The organism is Streptomyces huiliensis, assembly GCF_020037025.1.
In the GTDB taxonomy this organism is placed as follows: Bacteria; Actinomycetota; Actinomycetes; order Streptomycetales; family Streptomycetaceae; genus Streptomyces; species Streptomyces huiliensis.
This window is the reverse complement of sequence record NZ_JAIQLH010000041.1, coordinates 48,759-69,447: the sequence shown is the minus strand read 5'-3', so window position 1 is coordinate 69,447 and position 20,689 is coordinate 48,759. Positions and strand designations below refer to the sequence as shown.

Annotated in this window: 22 protein-coding genes; 12 read left to right on the top strand and 10 right to left on the bottom strand. The window is 75.5% G+C overall.

Translation table 11 applies throughout. The features are described from left to right. The first annotated feature begins 315 nt into the window (after positions 1–315). Positions 316–1,194: a DUF5995 family protein gene (locus JNW98_RS09540; RefSeq protein ID WP_223767690.1), complete on the top strand. Its 879-nt coding sequence runs from the start codon at positions 316–318 to the stop codon at positions 1,192–1,194. Here the strand turns inward: JNW98_RS09540 and JNW98_RS09535 are convergent. After that, on the bottom strand, positions 1,161–1,805 hold the full coding sequence (locus JNW98_RS09535; RefSeq protein ID WP_223767689.1) for a hypothetical protein: 645 nt from the start codon (positions 1,803–1,805) through the stop codon (positions 1,161–1,163). The genes JNW98_RS09540 and JNW98_RS09535 overlap by 34 nt on opposite strands. 317 nt (positions 1,806–2,122) lie before the next feature. Here JNW98_RS09535 and JNW98_RS09530 point away from each other — a divergent pair, with 317 nt between their 5' ends. Next, entirely contained in the window at positions 2,123–2,992 is an 870-nt protein-coding gene (locus JNW98_RS09530) for an arylamine N-acetyltransferase family protein (RefSeq protein ID WP_223767688.1), read from the top strand. Positions 2,993–3,040: 48 nt separating this feature from the next. Here the strand turns inward: JNW98_RS09530 and JNW98_RS09525 are convergent, their stop codons facing one another. The 3 genes from JNW98_RS09525 to JNW98_RS09515 all read right to left on the bottom strand — a co-directional run bounded on the left by JNW98_RS09525 (position 3,041) and on the right by JNW98_RS09515 (position 5,739). Next, positions 3,041–3,826 carry an alpha/beta fold hydrolase gene (locus JNW98_RS09525; protein ID WP_223767687.1) on the bottom strand — a complete coding sequence of 262 codons (786 nt, stop codon included), beginning with the start codon at positions 3,824–3,826 and terminating at the stop codon, positions 3,041–3,043. Between the two features lie 43 nt (positions 3,827–3,869). Beyond that, a complete protein-coding gene (locus tag JNW98_RS09520; RefSeq protein ID WP_223767686.1) occupies positions 3,870–5,066 on the bottom strand; it encodes a carboxylate-amine ligase in 1,197 nt (398 codons plus the stop codon). 124 nt (positions 5,067–5,190) lie between these two features. Next, entirely contained in the window at positions 5,191–5,739 is a 549-nt protein-coding gene (locus tag JNW98_RS09515; RefSeq protein ID WP_223767685.1) for a universal stress protein, read from the bottom strand. Positions 5,740–5,963: 224 nt separating this feature from the next. Between JNW98_RS09515 and JNW98_RS09510 the strand changes: the two genes are divergently transcribed. Genes JNW98_RS09510 through JNW98_RS09500 form a run of 3 tightly spaced genes read left to right on the top strand, consistent with a single transcriptional unit; the run spans position 5,964 to position 8,661 of the window. Beyond that, positions 5,964–6,614, top strand: coding sequence for a response regulator transcription factor (locus tag JNW98_RS09510; RefSeq protein ID WP_223767684.1), 651 nt, complete (start codon positions 5,964–5,966; stop codon positions 6,612–6,614). Then, a complete protein-coding gene (locus JNW98_RS09505) occupies positions 6,611–8,152 on the top strand; it encodes an MFS transporter (protein WP_223767683.1) in 1,542 nt (513 codons plus the stop codon). Before JNW98_RS09510 ends, JNW98_RS09505 begins: the two co-directional genes overlap by 4 nt. A gap of 47 nt (positions 8,153–8,199) precedes the next feature. Next, positions 8,200–8,661, top strand: a complete 462-nt coding sequence (locus JNW98_RS09500; RefSeq protein ID WP_223767682.1) for a hypothetical protein — start codon at positions 8,200–8,202, stop codon at positions 8,659–8,661. Positions 8,662–8,760: 99 nt separating this feature from the next. Here the strand turns inward: JNW98_RS09500 and JNW98_RS09495 are convergent, their stop codons facing one another. After that, entirely contained in the window at positions 8,761–9,291 is a 531-nt protein-coding gene (locus JNW98_RS09495; RefSeq protein ID WP_223767681.1) for an Lrp/AsnC family transcriptional regulator, read from the bottom strand. 160 nt (positions 9,292–9,451) lie between these two features. Between JNW98_RS09495 and JNW98_RS09490 the strand changes: the two genes are divergently transcribed. After that, entirely contained in the window at positions 9,452–10,357 is a 906-nt protein-coding gene (locus tag JNW98_RS09490) for an NAD-dependent epimerase/dehydratase family protein (protein ID WP_223767680.1), read from the top strand. Between the two features lies 1 nt (position 10,358). Then, positions 10,359–11,246 carry an aldo/keto reductase gene (locus tag JNW98_RS09485; protein ID WP_223767679.1) on the top strand — a complete coding sequence of 296 codons (888 nt, stop codon included), beginning with the start codon at positions 10,359–10,361 and terminating at the stop codon, positions 11,244–11,246. Between the two features lie 111 nt (positions 11,247–11,357). Here the strand turns inward: JNW98_RS09485 and JNW98_RS09480 are convergent, their stop codons facing one another. After that, entirely contained in the window at positions 11,358–11,768 is a 411-nt protein-coding gene (locus JNW98_RS09480; protein WP_223767678.1) for a winged helix-turn-helix transcriptional regulator, read from the bottom strand. A 100-nt stretch (positions 11,769–11,868) separates the two neighbouring features. Between JNW98_RS09480 and JNW98_RS09475 the strand changes: the two genes are divergently transcribed. After that, positions 11,869–12,726, top strand: a complete 858-nt coding sequence (locus tag JNW98_RS09475) for an alpha/beta hydrolase (protein ID WP_223767677.1) — start codon at positions 11,869–11,871, stop codon at positions 12,724–12,726. Between the two features lie 107 nt (positions 12,727–12,833). Here the strand turns inward: JNW98_RS09475 and JNW98_RS09470 are convergent, their stop codons facing one another. Next, a complete protein-coding gene (locus tag JNW98_RS09470) occupies positions 12,834–13,796 on the bottom strand; it encodes a hypothetical protein (RefSeq protein ID WP_223767676.1) in 963 nt (320 codons plus the stop codon). A gap of 151 nt (positions 13,797–13,947) precedes the next feature. Further along, a complete protein-coding gene (locus tag JNW98_RS09465) occupies positions 13,948–15,462 on the bottom strand; it encodes an FAD/NAD(P)-binding protein (protein WP_223767675.1) in 1,515 nt (504 codons plus the stop codon). 113 nt (positions 15,463–15,575) lie between these two features. Here JNW98_RS09465 and JNW98_RS09460 point away from each other — a divergent pair, with 113 nt between their 5' ends. The 4 genes from JNW98_RS09460 to JNW98_RS09445 all read left to right on the top strand — a co-directional run bounded on the left by JNW98_RS09460 (position 15,576) and on the right by JNW98_RS09445 (position 19,321). After that, entirely contained in the window at positions 15,576–16,559 is a 984-nt protein-coding gene (locus JNW98_RS09460; protein WP_223767674.1) for an NAD-dependent epimerase/dehydratase family protein, read from the top strand. A 97-nt stretch (positions 16,560–16,656) separates the two neighbouring features. Further along, entirely contained in the window at positions 16,657–17,274 is a 618-nt protein-coding gene (locus tag JNW98_RS09455) for a PadR family transcriptional regulator (RefSeq protein ID WP_223767673.1), read from the top strand. Further along, complete coding sequence (locus JNW98_RS09450) at positions 17,267–18,763, top strand: FAD-dependent monooxygenase (RefSeq protein WP_223767672.1); 1,497 nt, start codon at positions 17,267–17,269, stop codon at positions 18,761–18,763. The genes JNW98_RS09455 and JNW98_RS09450 overlap by 8 nt, the downstream gene beginning before the upstream one ends. A gap of 156 nt (positions 18,764–18,919) precedes the next feature. After that, on the top strand, positions 18,920–19,321 hold the full coding sequence (locus JNW98_RS09445; protein ID WP_223767671.1) for a hypothetical protein: 402 nt from the start codon (positions 18,920–18,922) through the stop codon (positions 19,319–19,321). Positions 19,322–19,339: 18 nt separating this feature from the next. On the opposite strand, the gene JNW98_RS09440 is transcribed toward JNW98_RS09445, so the two are convergent. Next, positions 19,340–20,035, bottom strand: coding sequence for a DUF4232 domain-containing protein (locus JNW98_RS09440; RefSeq protein WP_223767670.1), 696 nt, complete (start codon positions 20,033–20,035; stop codon positions 19,340–19,342). A gap of 165 nt (positions 20,036–20,200) precedes the next feature. Beyond that, positions 20,201–20,674, bottom strand: coding sequence for a MarR family winged helix-turn-helix transcriptional regulator (locus tag JNW98_RS09435; protein ID WP_223767706.1), 474 nt, complete (start codon positions 20,672–20,674; stop codon positions 20,201–20,203). Between the last annotated feature and the right edge of the window lie 15 nt (positions 20,675–20,689).

Below are 20,689 nucleotides of genomic sequence, written 5' to 3'. Positions count from 1 at the left end.
GCCGGGCCGGGGGCGTCGGAGCGACGCCGGCGCGCCGTCGGCCGGTTCGGATGGTCAGGCAGTGCCCAGAGATTCTGTCGGGAAAGCGGCCGGGAGGAAGGCTCTTGCAAGAGGCCGGGGACCGGCAGGGGATGTTTTCGGACGCGCGGCGACGGCCGGAGAGAGAGCCGTGGACGGGACCGAACGGGCGGAATGTCCTGAAACGCCTCCGGTGTGCGCCCGAGTGCTCCCCCTGCCCCCGCAACGCCCGTCCCGGCGCCGTCGTTGACACCGCGTGACGACTGCGGCGGGACCGAGGGGCGGGGGAGTGGTGCGGTGACCGGATCCGGAACGGCGCGGCGGGCGGCCGTCGTCGCCGCCTCGCTGCTGCTCCTGCTCTCCCCGGCCGCGGCGGACCCCGCGGGGGCGGCCCCGGCCGGGCCGGCCGGGGGTGTCCCCCACGAGCTCCACTGCGCCGGGCCGCCGGCCGGCTGCGCGGACGAGGCGGCCCGCACGCTCGGCCGGCTCCGCGACGGCCTCGGCTGCGACCACCGGGCGCCCTTCGCCGCCGTCTACACGCGGCTGGAGGAGTCGCTGGCGGCGGCCGTGCGCGAGGGCGCGTTCGAGGAACCGGCCTGGGCCGGCGGCAGCCTCAACACCGGCTTCGTCAACCGCTACCTGGCCGCCTACCACGCGGACCGCGCCGGCCGCCCGGTCCCGGCCGCCTGGCGCGCCGCCTTCGCCGCCGCCCGCTCCGGCGACCTCAACGCCGGCCAGGACGCGCTGCTCGGCGCGAACGCCCACATCCAGCGCGACATGCCGTACGTCCTGGCCGCGCTCGGGCTCCGGGCCCGCGACGGTACGTCCCGGAAGCCCGACTACGAACGCGTCCAGGCCGTCCTCGACCGCGCTTACCAGCCCGCCGTCGAGGACATCGCCCGGCGCTACGACCCGCTCCTCGCCCTCGGCGACGCCCGCTGGAACCCGCTCGCCCGGCCCACCGCGGGTGAACTGTTCCACCTGTGGCGCGAGACCGCCTGGGAACACGCCCGCCGCCTGGCGGAAGCCGACGGCCCGGAGGCCCGGCGGCGCGCCGAGGACGCCATCGAGGCGAACGCCGCGCGTTGGGCGGTCCTGTTGAGCGTCCCCGGCGCACCGGGATACCGCGCGGGGCGCGACGCCTACTGCCGGACGCGGGCGGGCGGCGGGCGGTAGGCAGGGTCCGTCAGCCGTCCGTCAGGGTGCGGCCGAGCAGGGGCAGCAGGCGGCGTAGGAGCCGCCCGGTGCGGCGGGCCACCGTCGTTCGCGTCACGCGGCGGCCCCTGTTCCGCGTCCGCCGCGCGGACGAGGGCGTCCGCCACCCCGGGCGGCAGGTCCAGGTACCGGCGCAGCCAGGCCGCGTCGTGTCCGTGCCGGGCGAGGATCCAGGCCACCTGGAGCCGGTTCTCGGCCGCCGGGTCCGACGAGGGGAGGGCGGCGCGCAGGGCGGCCGGCGGGAGGCTGTCCCGGGTGGCGGCGTCGAACAGGGGGTCGTCGGGTGCCGGGGCACGCGGGCCGCGGCGGGACGGGAGGTAACGGCGGGTCCGGAGGGAGCAGAGGGGCGGGAGGGAGCGGCGGCCCAGGGCGTGGGCCGTCACGGCGACCGCGGCGAGGGCGGCGCCCAGGGCCACGGTGGCCAGGGGCCAGTCGGCGGTCGGTACCAGCCGGAGGGCCACCGCCTCCAGTACCACGAGGGCGGCCACCGTGAGGGCCGCCGTGCCGTCCCGGCCGTGTGGGCGGGGAGCGCGGGGATCGCGTCGGGCGGCCGGTGTCCTGATCCTGGTCATGAGGTCTCCTCCTTTCCCAGTCCTTTCCACGCCGCCCACGCTAGGCGGCGGCCCGCCCGCCGCGTCCCGGCCGGCCGGGGGACCGGGCGGGGGGTCCCGTCGTCCCCCGACCGGGGGACGACGGTCGTAGGACCGGCCTAGGACTCGCCCCGCCCGGTGACCTCCAAGAGTCGGCCCCCATCCCGTCCGGCGGCTGATGTCACCCGGGCAAGCGGCGCGTAGGGTCGAACACGTACCGGTCGTTGAAGCAGAGACCACCGGTACACGCCCCCACACACGCACGACAGCGGACCTCCACGGTCCGGAAGGGTGGAGTCATGACCGCGCCGCACACCGGCCAGCCGAAGACCGGTCAGGGATGGCACGGCGACCTCCTGGACCTGGACGCCTATCTGGAGCGGACCGGGTACGCGGGGGAGCGCCGACCCACCCTGGAGGCGCTGCGGGCCCTGCAACGGGCGCACGTCACGTCCATACCGTTCGAGAACTTCGACGTCATGCTCGGGGTCCCGATCGCGCTGGACGTCGAGTCGGTCCAGGACAAGCTGGTGCGGCGGGGCCGTGGCGGCTACTGCTTCGAGCACGTCGTCCTGTTCGCCGCCGTCCTCGAACGGTTCGGCTTCCGCTTCACCGGTCTGCGGGGCCGGGTCACGCTCGGCGCGGACAAGATCCTTCCCGCCACTCACGCCCTCCTGGCCGTGGAGGCCGAGGACGACGGCCGGACGTGGCTCTGCGACGTCGGCTTCGGGTCCGGCCCCCTGGAGCCGATCGAGCTGGCCGACGGCGTGGAAGCGGACTTCGAAGGCTGGCGGTTCCGGGTGGAACGGCGCCCGGGGGAGCGGGGGATCGACGACTGGTGGCTGCACGAGCACCGCTCCGACGGCTGGCTCGACCGCCACACCTTCACCCTGGTCCCCCAGTACACCATCGACTACGTCGTCGGCAGCCACTACGTCTCCAGCCACCCCCGCTCGCCGTTCGTCCGGCGCCCGATCGCCCAGCGGTTCGCCGCGGACCGGCAGCTCTCGCTCGACGCCGCCGCCGTGACCACCCTCCGGCCGGACGGCTCCCGCACCGAGCGCAAGCTGGAGGCCGACGAGCTCGGGGCCTGCCTCGCCGAGGAGTTCGGCATCGCCCTGTCCCCGGAGGACGTCGCGGGCCTCGCCGCCCGGTTCGACACCGCCTGACCGGGCGCCGCCCGCCGCCCGTCGCCCACCGCGCCCGCCGCCCGCCGCTCAGGCCGGTGCGGGCGCGGTCAGGAAGTCGAGCACCAGCGGGCTCGCCTCCGCCCGGAACTCGTCGAAGTAGGCGTGCCGGCCGCCCGCTATGAGATGTGTCCGCGCGCCCGGGATCCGGGCGGCGAGCAGGTGCGCGTTGGCGGTGGGGTTGAAGCGGTCCTCGGTGCCGTGGACGACCAGCGTGGGCGCGGTGACGCGCGGCAGGGCGTCCCAGGCGTCGTGCCGCGCGCTGGCCAGGCGATGCCTGCGCCGCGCGTGGCCCGGCATGTCCGGGTCCCCGAGGACGGTGTACGGACCGGGGTGCGCGGCCTGCCAGGCGGGCGTGTACATCAGGTCCAGCAGCGTCCGTTCGGCCGCCGCCGGGTCCGGGTCCGCCAGGGCCGCGCGGACGTCCTCGCCGGCCGGCACGCCCCGGACGCCGGGGGACGTACAGCCCAGCACCAGCCGGCGCACCCGGTGCGGATGCCGGACGGCCACCCACTGGGCGACCCGGCCGCCCATCGACGTCCCGTAGACGTCCGCCCGCCCGATGCCCAGCTCGTCGAGGACCGCGACGACGTCGTCGGCGAACTCCTCGGTGGAGTACGGCCGGTCGGGTTTGTCGCTGGCGCCGGTGCCCCGGTGGTCGAGGGTGACCGTGCTGCGGGCGGCGTGGAAGTCGGCGCGGACGGCGTCCCACCAGCGGTGGGAGTTCGCCTGCCCGGCGAGCAGGACGAGAGGGGCCCCGGACCCGCGCACCTGGTGGGCGATGCGGGTTCCGTCGGCGGCTGTGGCGTACGGCATGGGGTCAGTCGATCACGGGCGGGCGGCAGCCCGGCGCCCGGCCTCACGTACCGCCCTGGCTCTCCGGCCGGGCGGCGGTCGTGGCCCTGATCAGGTGGTCGACGACGTCGGTGAGCCTGCCGCGGGCCCGGTGGGCGGCGCGCTGCCGGTCCGCGCCGTTGCCGTGGGCGCGCAGCCGCGCCCAGCCGGCGCGGATCGCGGCCATGTCGTCGTGGCGCAGCACATCGGGGCGTAGGCCGTCCAGGAAGCGTTCCACGAGCACGGGCGCGGGGGCGAGGCGGCCGGTGCGCAGGTCGACGCCGGCACCGGAGAGGCCGTCGCGGGCCGCTCGCCAGTACGCGGCGCGGAGGAGTTCGTCCGAGGGCCGGAACGCGGCCTTCCCAGCCTCGATGTCGGCCAGGGCCGTGGCGACGGACGACCGGACGAGTGCCGCGAGCAGGACCGCGTCCTCGACGGAGGACGCGGCGTCGGCCGCCCTGACCTCCAGCGTCGGCACGTGGTGCGAGGGCCTGACGTCCCAGTACAGCCCCGAACGGTCCATGATCGCGCCGGTCGCGGTGAGTTCCGCGACGAGGTCCTCGAAGTGCGCCCGGGACGCCAGGTACGGCGGCGGGCCCGCGGCCGGCCAGCGGGCCCAGGTGATCGTCCGCCAGCCGGCGTAGCGGGTGTCGCGCCCTTGCCAGAAAGGGGAGTTGGCCGCCAGCGCGACGAGGACGGGGAGCCGGGCGCGCAGGTGGTTGGAGACGCGGAGGGCGAGCTCCTGGTCGGCGATCCCGATGTGCACGTGACAGGCGCAGACGCTCTGCTCGTCGTCCAGGGCGCCGAACTCCGCGACGCTCCTGGCGTAGCGCGCCCCCTCGCTGAACGGCGTCGGCGCCGGCTGCGCCAGCACGGGCGTGCCGCTGGAGACGGCGGCGAGTCCATGGCGCGCGGCCGCCCGGGCCACCGCGCGCCGCAGCGACCGGAGCTCCTCGGCGAAGGCGGCGAGGTCGCGGTGGGGTTCCGTGCGGACCTCGACCTGGTAGCGCGTCAGTTCGCGGGTGACCCGCCCGCCGAGCTCCGCGGCGGCCTCGGCGACCACCTTCTCGGCGTCGGGCCGCAGCCGCCGGGAGACCGGGTCCACGAGCAGGTACTCCTCCTCGGCCCCCAGGGTCAGGGAGCCTGGATCCCGGCCGGTGCGCGGCCCGCTCCCGGAGCCTCCCGGGCCTTCCGGAACTTCCGTCCACCACCCACTGGTCATGTAGTCATGGTGTCACCCTTCGTAAGGGGCGACCGAGGAAGTGAGCCATGGTCGAAACAGGCGCGGATGCCGGTCGCCGGTGGCGCGCGACGGCGCCCGCCGCGCCCCCGTCAGCGCCCCGCCGTCACGCCGCCCGGGCCCGTGGTCGCGCCGTCCCGCCGAGGGCCGGCGCGTCCATGCGGGGCCTGCCGTCGGGGACCGGCGCGGCCCGGTGGTCCGCCGGGCCGGGGTGGACGACGAGGACCGGGCAGCAGGCGTGCCGCAGGCAGTGCCGGCGCACCGAGCCGCGCAGGACGCGGTGGAGCGGTCCGTGCCCGCCGGTGCCCACGACGAGCAGGGTGCCGGGGTCGCGGGCCAGGGTCACCAGCGCGGGGCCGGGAGCGGCGCGGACGGCGCGCGGGCGGAGGACCGTGCCCGGCGGGGTCGGGCCGAACGCCGCCTCGCAGGTCTCCCGCACCACGGCCGCCGCCGCCCGCTCCCAGTGGTCGCACACGTCGGACGGGGCCGGGCTCACCGCGTCGGCCGCCTCGCCGCCGGGCGGCGCCCACGCGTACACCGGGCAGAGGGCCGCGCCGTGCCGGGCCGCCTCCCGGGCGCCGTACCGGAGGGCCGCCACGCTGCCCGCCGAACCGTCCACCCCGACGACGACCCGTTCGATCGTCTCCGTCGCCATGCTCACTCACTCCTCCAGGTCGCTTCCCCTCCACCCTGCGGGGCGCACCGAGGCCCCGGGATCCGGCGGACGGGCGGCGGGGCGGGGGAGCCGGGGGTCCCCCGATCGGCGGGCGGGGCGCCCGGAGCGGCCGACGGGCGGTGGTCCGCTTATCGTGGACGGAAGGGACATTCCGGGCCAGTGGCCCGGACGGTGGCGACCGCGAGCACGGAAGTGGCGAGCCCATGGAGTCCGATTCCGGTACGCAGGTGACGGTGGTGGTCGCCGACGACCACCCGGTCTACCGCGAGGGCATCACCCGCGGCCTCCGGCTCGACGGCCGGATCGCCGTGGTCGCCGAGGTGGAGGACGGGCCCGCCGCCCTCGACGCCGTCCGCCGGCTCGAACCCCGAGTGGCGCTGATCGACTACCGGCTCCCCGGCCTCGACGGCCTGGCCGTCCTGCACGCGGTCGTCCGCGACCGGCTGCCGACCCGCGTCCTCCTGCTGTCCGCGACCACCGACGGCGCGGTCGTCTACCGGGCGGTCGAGGAAGGCGCCGCGGGCTACCTGGCGAAGGACGCCAAGCGCTCCGAGATCGTGGACGCCGTACTGAAGGTCGCCCGCGGCGGGCAGGTCGTCTCCGAGGACCTCTCGGACGGCCTGGTCGACCAGATCCGGCTGCGCGCCGACCGCGACGAGACGGTCCTCTCCGACCGCGAACGGCAGGTGCTGCGGGGCTTCGCCGAAGGCAAGAGCATCCCGCGCCTCGCCGACGAGCTGTACCTCGGCGCGAGCACCGTCAAGACCCACACCCAGCGGCTCTACGAGAAGCTCGGGGTGTCCGACCGCGCCGCGGCCGTCGCCGAGGCCATGCGCCGGGGGCTGCTCGAATGACCGGGACCCGCCCGTCCCGGGCCGCCGGGCCCGCGCCGGGGAAGCGGCCGGACCGCTGGGCGGTCCTCGCGGTGCTGTGCGCCAGCCTGCTGCTGGTGGCCATGGACGCGACCATCCTCAACGTCGCCCTGCCGTCGCTCGTCGACCACCTGCGGCCCGGGCCGATCGCCCAGCTGTGGATCATCGACATCTACGGGCTGGTCCTCGGCGGCCTCCTCGTGACCAGCGGCGCGGTCGGCGACCGCTTCGGCCGCAAGCGGCTGTTCCTGACCGGATTCGTCCTCTTCGGCCTCGCCTCGGTGGTCGCCGCCACGGCGGACAGCACCGCACAGCTCATCGCCGGGCGCGTGCTGCTCGGCCTCGGCGGCGCCATGGTGATGCCGTCGACGCTGTCGCTGATCCGGGCGGTCTTCACCGACGACCACGAACGAGCGCTGGCCATCGGCATCTGGGCGGCGGTGGCCGGCGCGGGCGCCTGCCTGGGGCCGCTCGTCGGCGGGTTCCTCGTCGAACGGTACGGCTGGTCGGCCGCGTTCTGGGTGAACGTCCCCATCGTCGTCGCCACCGTGGCGGCCGGCCTGCGCCTGCTCCCCGAGTACCGCGTGCCCCAGCACGGGCCGCTCGACAAGCTCGGCGCCCTGCTCTCCGTCGCCGGTGTCGTGGCCCTCGCCTGGGGCGTCAAGCACGTCGCCAAGGGCAGCCTCGCACCGGCCGACGTCGGGATGCTGCTCCTGGGCGTGCTCCTGCTCGCCCTCTTCGCCCGGCGGCAGCTCGCCTCCCACGACCCCCTGCTGGACGTCCGGCTCTTCCGGAACGGCCCCTTCCTGGCCGCCGCGCTGGCCACCCTGCTCGCCATGCTCGCCATCGGCGCCGCGCTCTTCCTGATCTCGCTGTGGCTGCAGTACGTCCACGGCTACTCGCCGGAGCAGGCCGGGCTGCGCACCCTGCCGTCGGCCGGCGCCATGCTGGCCGGCTCCCTGTCGTCGCCCTGGATCATGCACCGCGCCGGCGTCCGGACGGTCCTCGCCGCCGGCCTCGGCGCACTGGTCGCGGGCTTCCTGCTGCTCGCCCTGACCCCGCTGCCCAACGAGTACCCGGTCGTCGCCGGGGTCCTGGCCCTGCTCGGCCTCGGCGACGGCCTGGCGATGACCGCCGCGGCCTCCGTCCTCGTCTCCGCCGTGCCGCCGCACCGCGCCGGGCAGGCGGGCGCCGTCTCGGAGACCGCCTACGAACTCGGCGTCGGCCTGGGCGTGGCGCTCCTGGGCAGCGTCCACGGCGCCGTCTTCACCCGGCACATGACCGGACTGCCGCTCCGCGGCGCCGACCTGGACGAGGCCCGCGGCTCGGTCGGCGGCGCCGCGGACGTCGCCCGCCGCACCGGCGGTGAGACCGGGCGGCGGGTCCTCGACGCGGCGCACACCGCCTTCGACGACGCGCTGACGACCACCGCGTACGTCTCCGCCGGCATCGTGGCCGTGGTGACCGTCCTCACCGTGTGGCTGGTCCCGCGCGGATTCAAGGTCACGGGCGGGCACTGACTCGGGTAGAGGCGGCGGCGCGGCGGAACGCCGGGAGAAGGGGAGCCATGGAGATCACACTCGACTACGACTCGATGGGGACGCGGCTGCGGCACATCGGCCCCGCCGAGATCACCTACGCCAAGTGGGCGGGCCACCCCGTCCGGGTGGGCCCCTGGGAGCTCGACTACGACACGATGGGCACCCGCCTCCGCCGCATCGGCACCACCGAGATCGCCTACACCAAGTGGACCAGCCGGGCCCTCACCGTCGGCACCTGGGACCTCGCCTACGACAAGCTCAACAGCCGGCTCCGGCGGATCGGCCCGTACGCGCTCGACTACGACCAACTCGGCAGCCGCGTGCGGACGGTCGGCCCCCTGGAGATCTCCTACGACAAGCTCGGCAGCCGGCCGCACGTGGTGCGGCTGGACGGCGCCGACGGAGACGCGCTCCCCGACGACCTGCTGCTCGCCCTCTTCCTCGTCCTGTACTGGCGGACGGAGGCGCAGCAGAACAGCAGTCGCTGACGTCCACCCGGCGAGCCCACCGCACCGATTCGAGGTACGTACGATCACCCGCCGCCCGGTTCGGCCGTCACCCGCTCCTCCGGCCCCGCCCCCACGCTGTCAGGCGACCGGCCGCGGCTCGGCCGGCAGGAGCGGCTTGCGCGGGACGGGCGACGACAGGACCACCGAGGTCGTCGTCCGCCCGAACGCCGACACCCGCTCCAGCACCTCCTCCAGGTGCGCGGTGTCCACCACGGCGACCTTCAGGATCCAGCAGTCCTCGCCGACGACGTGGTGCGCCTCCAGCACCTCCGGGCGGTCGGTCAGCACGGCGACCGCCGGGTGGCGCAGGGTGTAGCCGGCGTACGGGTTGACGCGGACGAACGCCTGGACGCCGTACCCCAGCCGGGCGGGCGACACCTCGGCCGTGTACCCGGTCACCACCCCGCCGCTCTCCAGCCGCCGCACCCGCTCGCCGACCGCGGCCGGGCTCAGCCGCACGCGGCGGCCCAGCTCGCTGAGAGTGATCCGGCCCTCGCTCTGGAGGAGGCCGATCAGCCGCCGGTCGACCGCGTCGAAGGCCGCCATCGGATCGTTGGCCGCGGCGCGCGGATACCGAGGTTCTTTCGGCAGGACGGCCGGATCTCCCATGACTCCCCCTTCAGGAAACGATCCGTCACGGTAACACTGGTGCGGCGTCGGAAAAGGGGCGGGAACGGGCGGGGGAATCCGCTCGGGACCGGCTCCGGAACGGCCCTGTATCGGCGATGAATCGGCCCTGGGCCGGCCCTGGATCGGGAGGAATTCGGCAATGCCACGCGACGGTGTGCCGCGGGACGTCTGCGTCATCGGCGGGAATCGCTATTTCGGAAAACGGCTGATTTCCCGGCTGCTCGACGCGGGCGCGTCGGTCACCGTGGTCAACCGCGGCTCCGCCGCGCCCCCGCCCGGCGCCGCCCACGTCGTCGCCGACCGCGACGACGAGACGGCCCTGCGGACGGCCCTGGGCGACCGGACGTTCGACGCCGTCGTCGACCAGGTCTGCTACACGCCCGTCCAGGCGGACATCGCCCGCAGGGTCTTCGCCGGCCGCACCCGGCGGTACGTCATGACCTCGACGATCGAGGTGTACGACCAGGTGGCCGACGCCTCCGGGCCGCTGCCCGAGACGGCCTTCGACGCCGCGTCGTGGCCGGTGGACCGCGCCCCGGCGACGCCCTGGGAGTACGGCGAGGGCAAGCGCCAGGCCGAGGCCGTGTTCGCGGCCGACCCCGCGTTCCCGTCCGTCGCCGTGCGCACCGCCCATGTGCTCGGCGGTTCCGACGACTTCACCGGACGGCTCGCGCACTACGCCGACCGCATCCGGACCGGCGCCCCGATCGCCGTTCCGCCGGCCGTCCGTCCGTCGACGTTCATTCACGTCGACGAAATAGCGGACTTCCTCTTCTGGGCGGCCGGACGGGAATTCACCGGACCCGTGAACGCCTGCTCGCACGGGCTCACCGACGCCGCCGAGCTGTGCCGTCTGTTCGCCGAACGCATTCCCGGCGGGCGCACGGTCCTGGAGGCCGCGCCCGAGGGCCCGTACTCGCCGTTCGCCTTCGACCGCTTCTACGGCATGGACAACTCCCGGGCGACCGGCCTGGGATTCACGTTCCGCGACACCACGGCGTGGCTGCCGGACGTCATCACCGCCACGCTCCAGGGAGACAACTGACATGCGCCACCGCACACTCGGCGACCTCAGCGTCAGCGCCATCGGCTACGGGGCGATGCCCCTGTCGATCGAGGGCCGCCCCGACGAGGCCCGCGCCCTCGCCACCGTGCACGCCGCCCTCGACGCGGGCGTCACCCTCATCGACACCGCCGACTCCTACCACGCCCCCGACGGCGAACCCGGCCACAACGAACTGCTCGTCGCCCGCGCCCTCGCCACGTACGGCGGCGACCGCGACGACGTCCTCGTCGCCACCAAGGGCGGCCGGGGCCGTACCCCGGACGGCGGCTGGACGGTCGACGGCGACCCACGCCGGCTGAAGCGCGTCTGCGAGGAGTCGCTGCGCCGCCTCGGCACCGAGGCGATCGGCCTCTACCAGCTCCACAAGCCCGACCCGGCCGTCCCGTTCGCCGACTCCCTCGGCGCCCTCCGCGACCTCCTCGACGCGGGCACCGTCCGCCTCGCCGGCATCTCCAACGCCGACACGGCGCAGATCCGGCTGGCCCGCGACATCCTGGGCGACCGGCTGGTCTCCGTACAGAACCGCTACTCGCCCGCCGTCCGCGACAGCGCCCCCGAACTGCGCCTCTGCGCCGAACTGGGCATCGCCTTCCTCCCGTGGAGCCCCCTCGGCGGCATCTCCCGCAGCTCCCTGGACGGCACCTCCGGCCTCGCCGCCGACACCGCCTTCGCACCCTTCCACACCATCGCCGCGGAGCGCGGCGTCAGCCCCCAGCAGATCTGCCTCGCCTGGCTGCTGTCCGCCTCCCCGACCGTGATCCCCATCCCCGGCGGCAGCCGCCCGCACAGCATCCGCGACTCCGCGGCGGCGGCCGACCTCGTCCTGACGGCGGAGGAGCTGGCCCGGCTGGGGGCGCACGGGGTGTGACCGCTCCGGGGGCCGGTGCGGGGCCTGGGGGCCCGGGGCCTGGGGGACGGTGACGGCCGACGGACGCACGCGCGGTCCGGCCGCCGGTACGGAGTGCGGAACCGGCCCGCCTCACCCCTCGTCGGCCTCCTGGCCGGCCGCTTCGTTGGCGCGGTCGATCTCGGCCATGTGCTCCTCCGCCCAGGCCCGCAACCCCGCGAGCGCGACCTCCAGGGACAGCCCGAGTCCGGTGAGCCGGTAGAAGACCCGCGGCGGCACGGTCGGTTCGACGCGGCGTGACACCAGCCCGTCGCGGGTCAGGTTCCGCAGCGTCACGGACAGCATCTTCTGCGAGACGCCGGGCATCCGGCGTCTCAGGTCCGCGAAGCGCACCTCGTCCGGTGCCGCGTCGGCGAGCGTCTTGACGGCCATGGACGTCCACTTCGTACCGATGCGGTCGAGCAACTGCCGCGTCGGGCACTGCGGATCGAACAGATCGCCGCGTACCCCGCGACCGGCGGCCCGGGTTCCTCGGGTGGTCACCTGGGACTCACCACCTTCCCTGAAAGTGCCGTCTGGGAAGCGGCTGGTCAGTTACCTATCGTTCCCTGGTAACCAATCGTAACCACACCGGGGAGCCGTCATGCCCGACACCACCGCACACCACCTGCGCCGCGTCACGACGAACGGCGTCCGCCTCAACGTCGCGATCGCCGGGGAAGGACCCGCGGTCCTCCTGCTGCACGGCTTCCCGCACACCTGGCGGGTCTGGAGCGGCATCATGGACCGGCTGGCCGGGCAGTACCGGGTCATCGCCCCCGACCTGCGAGGTCTCGGCGCCAGCGAGCGCGCCGCCGAGGGGTACGACGCGGGGACCCTCGCCGCCGACGCCGAAGGGCTGCTCGACGCGCTCGGCGAGCCCTCCGCGGCGGTGGTCGGCATCGACGCGGGCACCGCCCCCGCCGTCCTGCTCGCGCTGCGCCGGCCCGGCCTCGTCCGGCGCCTGGTCGTGATGGAGGCACTGCTCGGCCGGCTGCCCGGAGCGGAGCACGTCGTCGCGGGCGGTGCCCCGTGGTGGTTCGGCTTCCACGGCGTCCCCGGCCTCGCCGAGACCGTCCTGGCCGGCAACGAGGCCCCGTACCTCGACTGGTTCCTCGACTCGGGAACGCTCGGGCGAGGAGTACCCGACGACATCCGGGCGGCCTTCGTCCAGGCGTACACCGGGGGCGAGGCGCTGCGCTGCGCGTTCTCCCACTACCGGGCCCTGCCCACCAGCGCCCGGCAGCTCCGGGACGCCGTCGCGACGGCCCGGCTGACCATGCCCACCATGGCCGTCGGCTCCCAACCCGTCGGCACCGGGCTCGAGCGTCAACTCCGGCCCGTCGCCGATGACCTCGTCGGACACCACCTCCGGGACTGCGGCCACATCATCCCCCTCGACCGCCCCGACGCGTTGGCCGCGCTTCTCGCTCCTTTCCTCTCCGCCGACCTGCCCGCATGACCGGGGCAGGGCCGAAGGGCCGGCGGCCGGCTCGATCGCCCGCGCGCCGTGCTTCCGCCGAGCTTCCGCCGTGCTTCCGCGTGCTTCCGCCGCGTCTCAGCGGCGCCTCAGTGGCGGAGATCCTCCCAGGTCACCACCGGGCTCCCGGCCCGCAGGCCGAAGTCCAGGGCCGGGTCGCGTACGGGCCACTTCAGGCGGAGCCAGCCGGGTACGGTGGCGAGGATGCCGTCGTCTCCGGCCAGGTGCCAGAAGGTGTTGGAGTCGCGGCGGGCGAAGTAAGGGCAGAAGAGGGAGATCACCAGGGTGACCCGGCGGCCCCGCGTGACCGGGGTCACCGCGTGGAAGATGCGGCTGCCGTGCAGGAAGAGGGTCGCCCCGCGCGCCCGGCAGTCGGCCTCGCGGACGCGCGGGTCGTCGGCGGCCACGTCGTCGAACTCGCCGGTGCGGCCCTGGAAGTAGGTGAAGTGGCCGCCCTCGTAGTCGGCGCCGTCGCTGAGCTGGATCGTGAAGACGTAGTCCATGCCGTCCCGGTGCCACCGCACGATCTCCGGACGGCCGCGGCCCTCGAAGTAGTTGATCTGCGCGGTGGGGAGACGCAGCGGGTGCGGGATCAGCGGGACGCCGGCGATCCGGGAGCAGGCGAGCAGGAAGCCGCGGTCGCGGATCATGTTGTGGAGGAACGGCGACGCGAGGTCGGCGCCGCGCAGCCGCCGGGTGGCTATGAACCCGCTGGAGCCGGCGGCCGGTTCGAGCCGGTCGCACACCTCGGCGAGCCGGTCCAGGCCCTCCTCCGTCAGGATGCGGAACGGCCCGACGAGCGCGGTGTCGTCCACCGTGCCGCCGTGCCGGGCGAGTTCGCGGCTCGCGTAGCCGAACTCCTGGAGCGCGACCCGTGGTCCGTCGGCGTCCGGGACGACGAAGTCGCCGCGCCAGCGCGGCTCCCCGGGCCTCCCCGGCGGCCGGCGCGGCCGGCGGGCGCGGACCGCGTGGAAGAACTGGTCGACCCCCGTCGCCGTACGGGGAAGGTTGAGGACGCCGTCCTCGCCGCGCCGTGTCCTGACCATCGCCACGAGTCATCCCTCCTGACGGACAGCGCTCCGGCGCGTCACCGGCCCGCCGTCCGGAACGCGCGCTCCGGCAGGCCGGGCGCCGGCCGCGGCCAGTATCCACCGGCCGAGGGCCCGCCGGGCAAGGACGCGATCCCGCCACCTCCGCCCGGTGTCAGCCCACCGCCCCCGCCACCTGCCCGGCGACCCACCGGGCCTGCCGGGTCACCGTCCGCAGGTGGTTGGCGAACGGGATGCGGACGTGGGTGCCGGTGCCGGCCACCCAGACGCGCTCGGGCGGCGCACCCGGGGCCCGGCGCACCCGCAGGTCCGCCTCCAGTCGGTCGACGGCCTGGTCGCCGGGGGCGAGCAGGGCGCCGGGGGCGAGCAGCAGCTCCGTACCGTCCGCCCGCCACGTCAGGTCCGGCGGGTGGAAGCCGGTCGCGTTGACGACGTGGTCGTAGGTCTCGGGCGGCGAGCCGGGCGGCCCGGACACCCGCCACACTCCGTCGGAGAAGCCGACGGACTCCGGGTACGCGGGGGCCACCCGCAGCGCACCCGACGCGCAATGCGCCAGCAGGCGGCGGGCGTTGACCACCGTGAGCGCGGTCAGATAGCGGCCGACGAACCAGTCGAAGCGCCGCATCAGGGCCCGGGTGCGGTCGGCCGGCAGGCCGTCGGCGAAGGCGGTCAGCGCCTCGATCACGGCCACCGCCACCCCGGGCCACAGACACATCCCGGCCTCGGCCAGGGCCGTCTCCTCCGCCAGCCGCCGGACGGGATCGGCGGCCCGGGAGCCCTGTGCGCGCAGCGGACGGTCGCCGAGCAGCCGGACGGCCTCCACCGCGCAGCGCGTCAACCGCCCTTCCAGTAGCGGGTCCTCGGGGTCCAGCCTGGCCATGCGCTCCAGCGGCGGGAAATCCCGCGGCGGCGCGTGCAGCGAGAGCCGTACCGCGGGCAGGGAGCCGGACGGCGAGGCCAGCGTGGTGCGGTGGCCGTCCCGGCACAGCAGCAGGGCGGCGTCCACGGCGGACTGCCGCGAACCGAGCACGAGGACGCGCCGCGGCCCGGTGCCGAGCGCGGCGCGGAGCCTGGCGGACGGGTAGGGGCTGTCCAGATAGCGGGGGTGGCCGGTGAACGCGGCGAACCCCCGCGGTACGCGCGGCCGGTGCACCCCGGTGGCCAGGACGACGTCGTCCGCCGCGAGCTCCGTACCGTCGTCCAGCCGTAACCGCGCCGGCCCGCCCGGCAGGTGTACGGACCGCACGGTGGACGCGATATGACGTACCGTCACTCCTGCCCGCTCGGCCGTGTCCCGGGCACGCTCCCAGCGGTCCGCGCAGTAGGCGGCCATGGCGGCGCGGGGCACACACGTGTCGGGGGCGCCCGTCCAGCCGCGGGCGCGCAGGTGGTCGACGAAGTCGTCCGGCCGGTCCGGCAGCAGCGAGTTGACGTTCGCGGCGCTGTTGCACATCAGCAGGGGATCGTCGTCGCCGAAGGCCAGCCCCCAGCCGGGCGGCGAGGGGTCCACCACCAGCACCGACCGGATGGGCCGGCCGCCCCCGCCGCCGCGCGCCACGGCCGCCGCCAGGTGCGCGAAGACGCTCGTCCCGGCGGCCCCGGCCCCCACGATGGCCACGGTCCGGCCGTCGCCGCCGCCGTCACCGCCGACGTCGTCCCGTCGCGTCACGCCCGCACCCGCCTTCCCGTACCCCGGCCTTCCCCGGAATCCGACCCTCCCCTGATTACGCCCAGAGCATGCGGGGGTTCCGCCGGAGAGACACCAGGGGCAGGGTCACGCTCATGAGACTGCTGATACTCGGAGGAACGGAATTCGTCGGCCGCGCCCTGACGGACGAGGCCCTGGCCCGCGGCTGGGAGGTGACGGTCTTCCACCGGGGCCGCCACCCGGCACCGCCCGGCGTGACGGTGCTGCGCGGCGACCGCACGGCCGAGGGAGGACTGGCCGCGCTGGCCCACGGCACCTGGGACCTGGTCGCCGACACCTGGTCGGGCGCCCCCTCGGCGGTCCGCGACACCGCCCGGCTGCTGGCGCGCCGGGCCGCGGGCTACGCCTACGTCTCCAGCCGCTCCGTCCACCGGCACCCCTGCCCGGCGGGGCTCGCGGAGGAGGGCCCGCTGGTCGACGGCTCACCGGACGCCGCGGACGTCCCCTATCCCGAGGCCAAGCGCGGCGGGGAACTGGCGGCGTGCGAAGCCTTCGGCGACCGGGCGCTGCTGGCCCGGGCCGGCCTGGTCCTCGGGCCGGGGGAGAACATCGGCCGGCTGCCCTGGTGGCTGCTGCGCGTCGCGCGCGGCGGCCGGGTCCTGGCCCCGGGCCCTTCCGCGTCGCCGATCCAGTACATCGACGCCCGTGACCTGGCCGCCTGGACCCTGGACGCCGCCGCCCGCGGCCTCGGCGGCCCCTACAACCTCGTCAGCCCACCCGGCCACACCACCATGGGCGAACTCCTGGAGACCTGCGTCCGCGTCACCGGCTCCGACGCCCGGCTGTGCTGGACGGACCCCGAACCGATCCTCGCGGCCGGCGTCGCCCCCTGGACCGACCTGCCCATCTGGCTGCCGCCGGGCGAGGACCACACCACGATCTTCGGGGCCGGCGTCGGCAAGGCCCTGGCCACCGGCCTGCGCTGCCGGCCCGTCGCGGAGACGGTCGCCGACACCTGGACCTGGCTGGAGTCCCTCGGCGGGAAGCCGCCGCTGCGCCCGGACCGCACGCCGGTCGGCCTGGACCCGGAGACGGAGGCGAAGCTGCTGGAGAACTGAGCCCGCGCTCACCCGTCGACGCTCATCCGCCGACCCGCTATGCTCGGATCCGAGTAATTGGATCCGAGCACGGTCGTGTCCCGAGAAGCGGAGTGAGATGCCCGTCAAACGTCCCGCCAACCCGCTGGCCCTCGCCGTCCTGGGCCTCCTGCTGGAACAGCCGCTGCACCCGCACGCGATGGCCGCCGTCCTGCGCGAACGGCAGCTGGACCTGACCTTCAAGCTCACCACCGGATCGCTCTACGACACCGTCCGGGCCCTGGCCCGCGACGGCTGGATCGAAGAGGCCGGCACGGAGCGGGCGGGCGGGCGCCCCGCGCGGACCGTCTACCGGCACACCCCGGAAGGGCGCGGCCACTTCACCGCCTGGCTCGACGAGCTGATCCGCGAACCCACCCGGGAATTCCCGAAGTTCCTGTCCGCCCTCAGCTACCTCGGGGCCCTGGGACCGGCGCGCGCCGCGGCGGCGCTGCGCGAGCGGGCGGCGGCCCTGGAGGCCCGGGCGGCGGCCGACGAGCGGGCCTACCAGGCGGCGCGGGACGAACACCGGGTCCCCCGGCTGTTCGTCATCGAGGCCGAGTACGCCCGCGCCATGGCCGAGGCGGAGCTGCGATGGGTGCGGCACACCGCCGAGGAGATCGAGCGCGGCGCGCTGTCCTGGCCGGGGGAGGAGAACGGCGAGGGGGACAACGAGGGGGAGGCGCCCGGTGCCTGACGCGACGACGGCCGACGCCCACACCGACGTCCTGGTGGCCGGCGCCGGCCCCGCCGGGCTCATGCTGGCCTGCGAACTGGCCCTGGCCGGTGTGTCCACCACGGTCCTCGAACGGAACCCGTCCCCGCCCGGCTTCTGCCGCGGCTTCAACCTCAACGCCCGCAGCCTCGACCTGCTGGACCTGCGCGGCCTCGCGGACCGCTTCCTCGTCGAGGGCCCGACCCTGCCGGCCACGGCCTTCGTCGGCACGGCCGCCCTCGACCTGGCCGCCATGCGCCGCACCCGCCACCCGTACGTCCTGGGCATCGCCCAGACCCGCGTCGAGGAACTGCTGACCGAACGGGCCCGGGAGTTGGGCGTACGCATGCTCCGCGGCCACCGGCTCACCGGCTTCCGCGAGGACGACGAGGGGATCACCGCCGACGTCCGGGCGCCCGACGGGCCCCTCCGGCTGCGCTGCCGGTGGCTCGCCGGCTGCGACGGCGGGCGCAGCACGGTCCGGAAGCGGGCCGGTATCGCCTTCCCCGGCACACCGGCCCGCCGCTTCACCCTGCTCGGTGACGTCGTCCTGGCCGACCCGGCGGCCCTGCCCTTCGGCCCGACGGCCGGACCCGACGGCGGGTCGGTGTTCGTCATCCCGCGCCCCGGCTACGTCCGCCTCGTCACGGCCGAGCCGGACCCGCCGGAGGACCGCGACGCACCGGTGACGCCCGCCCGCTTTCAGAAGGTGCTGGACCGGGCGCTGGGCCGGCGCGTCGAGATCGCCGGGTTCCGGTGGCTGACCCGGTTCGGCGACGCCGCCCGGCTGGCCGAACGCCTGCGCGCGGGACGGGTGTTGCTCGCCGGTGACGCCGCCCACGTCCACCCGCCGGCCGGGGCGGTCGGCGTCAACGCGGCCATCGACGACGCGATGAACCTTGGCTGGAAGCTCGCCCTCGTGGCCCGCGGCCGGGCTCCCGAACGCCTGCTGGAGAGCTACCACACCGAACGCCACGCGGCCGGCGCCCGGCTGCTGCGCGACACGCGCGCCCAGGCGCTGCTCGCCGCCGAGGGCGAGCGGCTCGCGCCGCTCCGCGACCTGCTCGGCGAACTGGCCACGGCGGCGGACACCGCCGGCCCGCTCGCCGAGACCGTCACGGGGGTCAACACCCGCTATCCGGCCCACGATCCGCACGGCCACCCGTGGGAAGGCCGGATGGTTCCCGCCGGCCTGCCCGTCACGGCCCGGAACGGCGGGGGAGTGCTGCTGCTGGACGACGCCACGGCACCGGCCGCCGTCCGTGAGGCCGCCGCGCCCTGGGCCGACCGGGTCACGGTCACCGCCGTCCGTCCCGGCGCGCTGCCGGACACCTCCGCGGTCCTGGTCCGCCCGGACGGCCACGTCGGATGGGTGGCCCCGCCGGGCACGGCCGGGGGCGCGGCCCGGTCCGCGCTGGAACGCTGGTTCGGCCCGCCGGCGGAGCCCGGCCACCACGACGTCGCGGACTGAACCCGCCCTGCGGCCGGGCCGGTTCGCGCTCGGTCACCGTGTCGGCCGTTCCCCCGCAAGGGGGACGGCCGCATTGGGCCGGCCGGGTGCGGGGCAGAGAGAAGAGGCGACGGCGGCGCCTGCCGCCGCGTCGAACCCCTCGGCGGAGGCAGGGAATTGAAGACGTACCGGTGGTTCACGGCGGTGGCTCCGCTCATGGCACTCGTCTGCGCCGCGGCGCCGGCACCGGCTGCCGTGCAGAGCCGGACGACCCTCACGAACCAGGACAACGGACGGCCCGTCACCGTCCACAAGGGAGACGAGATCTCCGTCCGGCTCACCGCGAAGCGCACCGCACAGGAGCAGTGGGCGTGGAGCGCGCCCACCGCCGCCGACACCACCGTGATCGGACGGACGTCCGCCCGGACGGCACCTAACGGTGACGCCGCCGCGGTCTTCCACGCCGAGGCCGACGGAACGACCGCGCTCACTGCCCAGGCGAGGTGCACGCCCCGCGTGAAGGGCCACCTCTGCCCGCACACGGTGACCTCGTGGCGGGTCACTGTCCAGGTGCGGTAGCAGGGCCGGGCCGGGCGGTCAGCCGCCCTGGCCCGCGCTCCCGATCGGGCCCACCTTCACCGCCGAGCCGCCGCCCTCCGTGACGGGCAGCGTGCCGCCGCCCGGCCAGCGGAGGGTCACCGTGTGCGTCTCGCCGGGCGGGGTCACCAGCAGGCCGGTGACGCGGACGCCGGAGCCGCCCGACTTGTTGACCGGGTAGGAGATGCCGAAGGCCACCGTCTGCCCGTTCTTGAGGACGACCCGCGGGGCCTGCTCGCCCGTCCGCTTGGCGGACAGCGACCCGGCGGTGGTCTTCAGGTCGACGCCCGCGTACCCGGTGACGGTGCAGTCGTGGCCGCCGCGGTTCTTGAACTCCACGGCGACGGTGCCGTCGGGGTCACCGTCGATGGTGTGGTCCTGCGCCGTGATCGTCAGGTCGGCGGTACGGCACTTGGCGGTCTTGCCGTTGTCGTGGGAGCCGGCCCCGGCGGCCGTGCCCTGCTCGCCGGATCCCTTCCCGGCGGAGCCCTTGCCACTGCCCTGGCCGGAACCGCCCTGCTCCGAACCGCCCGAGCCCGAACCACCGCCCGACGAAGACGCGGAGGACGCGGAAGACGCGGAGGAAGCGGACGACGGGGCGGCCTGCCCCTTGTCGTCATCGTCGTTCTGACAGGCCGTGAGCGAGAGCCCCGCGGCGACGGCCAGGGCGGCGAAGGTGAGCTTGCGAACGCGCATCGTTCATTCCTCGATATCGGTCGGGGGTGCGGGTCGCTCGGGACACATCGGTACGAGCGGGCGCTTTCGACCAACAGGATGCGATCGGCCCGGCGAACCGTTCCGCCCCACCAATCCCTGGTACATGCCTGTTACATGAACGCTTCGGCGTGCACCCCCGCGGCGCTACTCACCCTCCGTCAGCCGCTCCAGCAGCCCGATCGCCTCCGTCACGACCGCCCGTTCCCGCTCGTCGAAGCGCTCCGCCAGGGCCTGCGCGATCCAGCCCTCGCGCACCCCGCGCGCCTCCCGGAGCCGCCGCAGCCCTTCCGGGGCGAGGGAGATGAGCACCTGGCGCCGGTCGCTGGGGTGCGGCGACCGCTCGATCAAGCCCGCCTCCTCCAGGCCGGCCAGCGTCGTGCCCATGGACTGCGGCCGGACGTGCTCGGCGCGCGCCAGCTCCACCGTGGTGGCCGGGCCGTGGCGGTCCAGCCGGCTGAGGACGGCGGACTGGGAGAGGGTCAGGTCCGTACGGTCCCCCGCCGCGCGCAGCCGGCGGGCCAGCCGCCCGGTGAGGACGCGGATCCGGGACGCCGTCTCGTGCAGCTCGGTGAGCTCGGGGGCGGCGGCCGGGGCGGGGGACTGCTGCTCATGGGCCATCACCGGGCCAGCGTA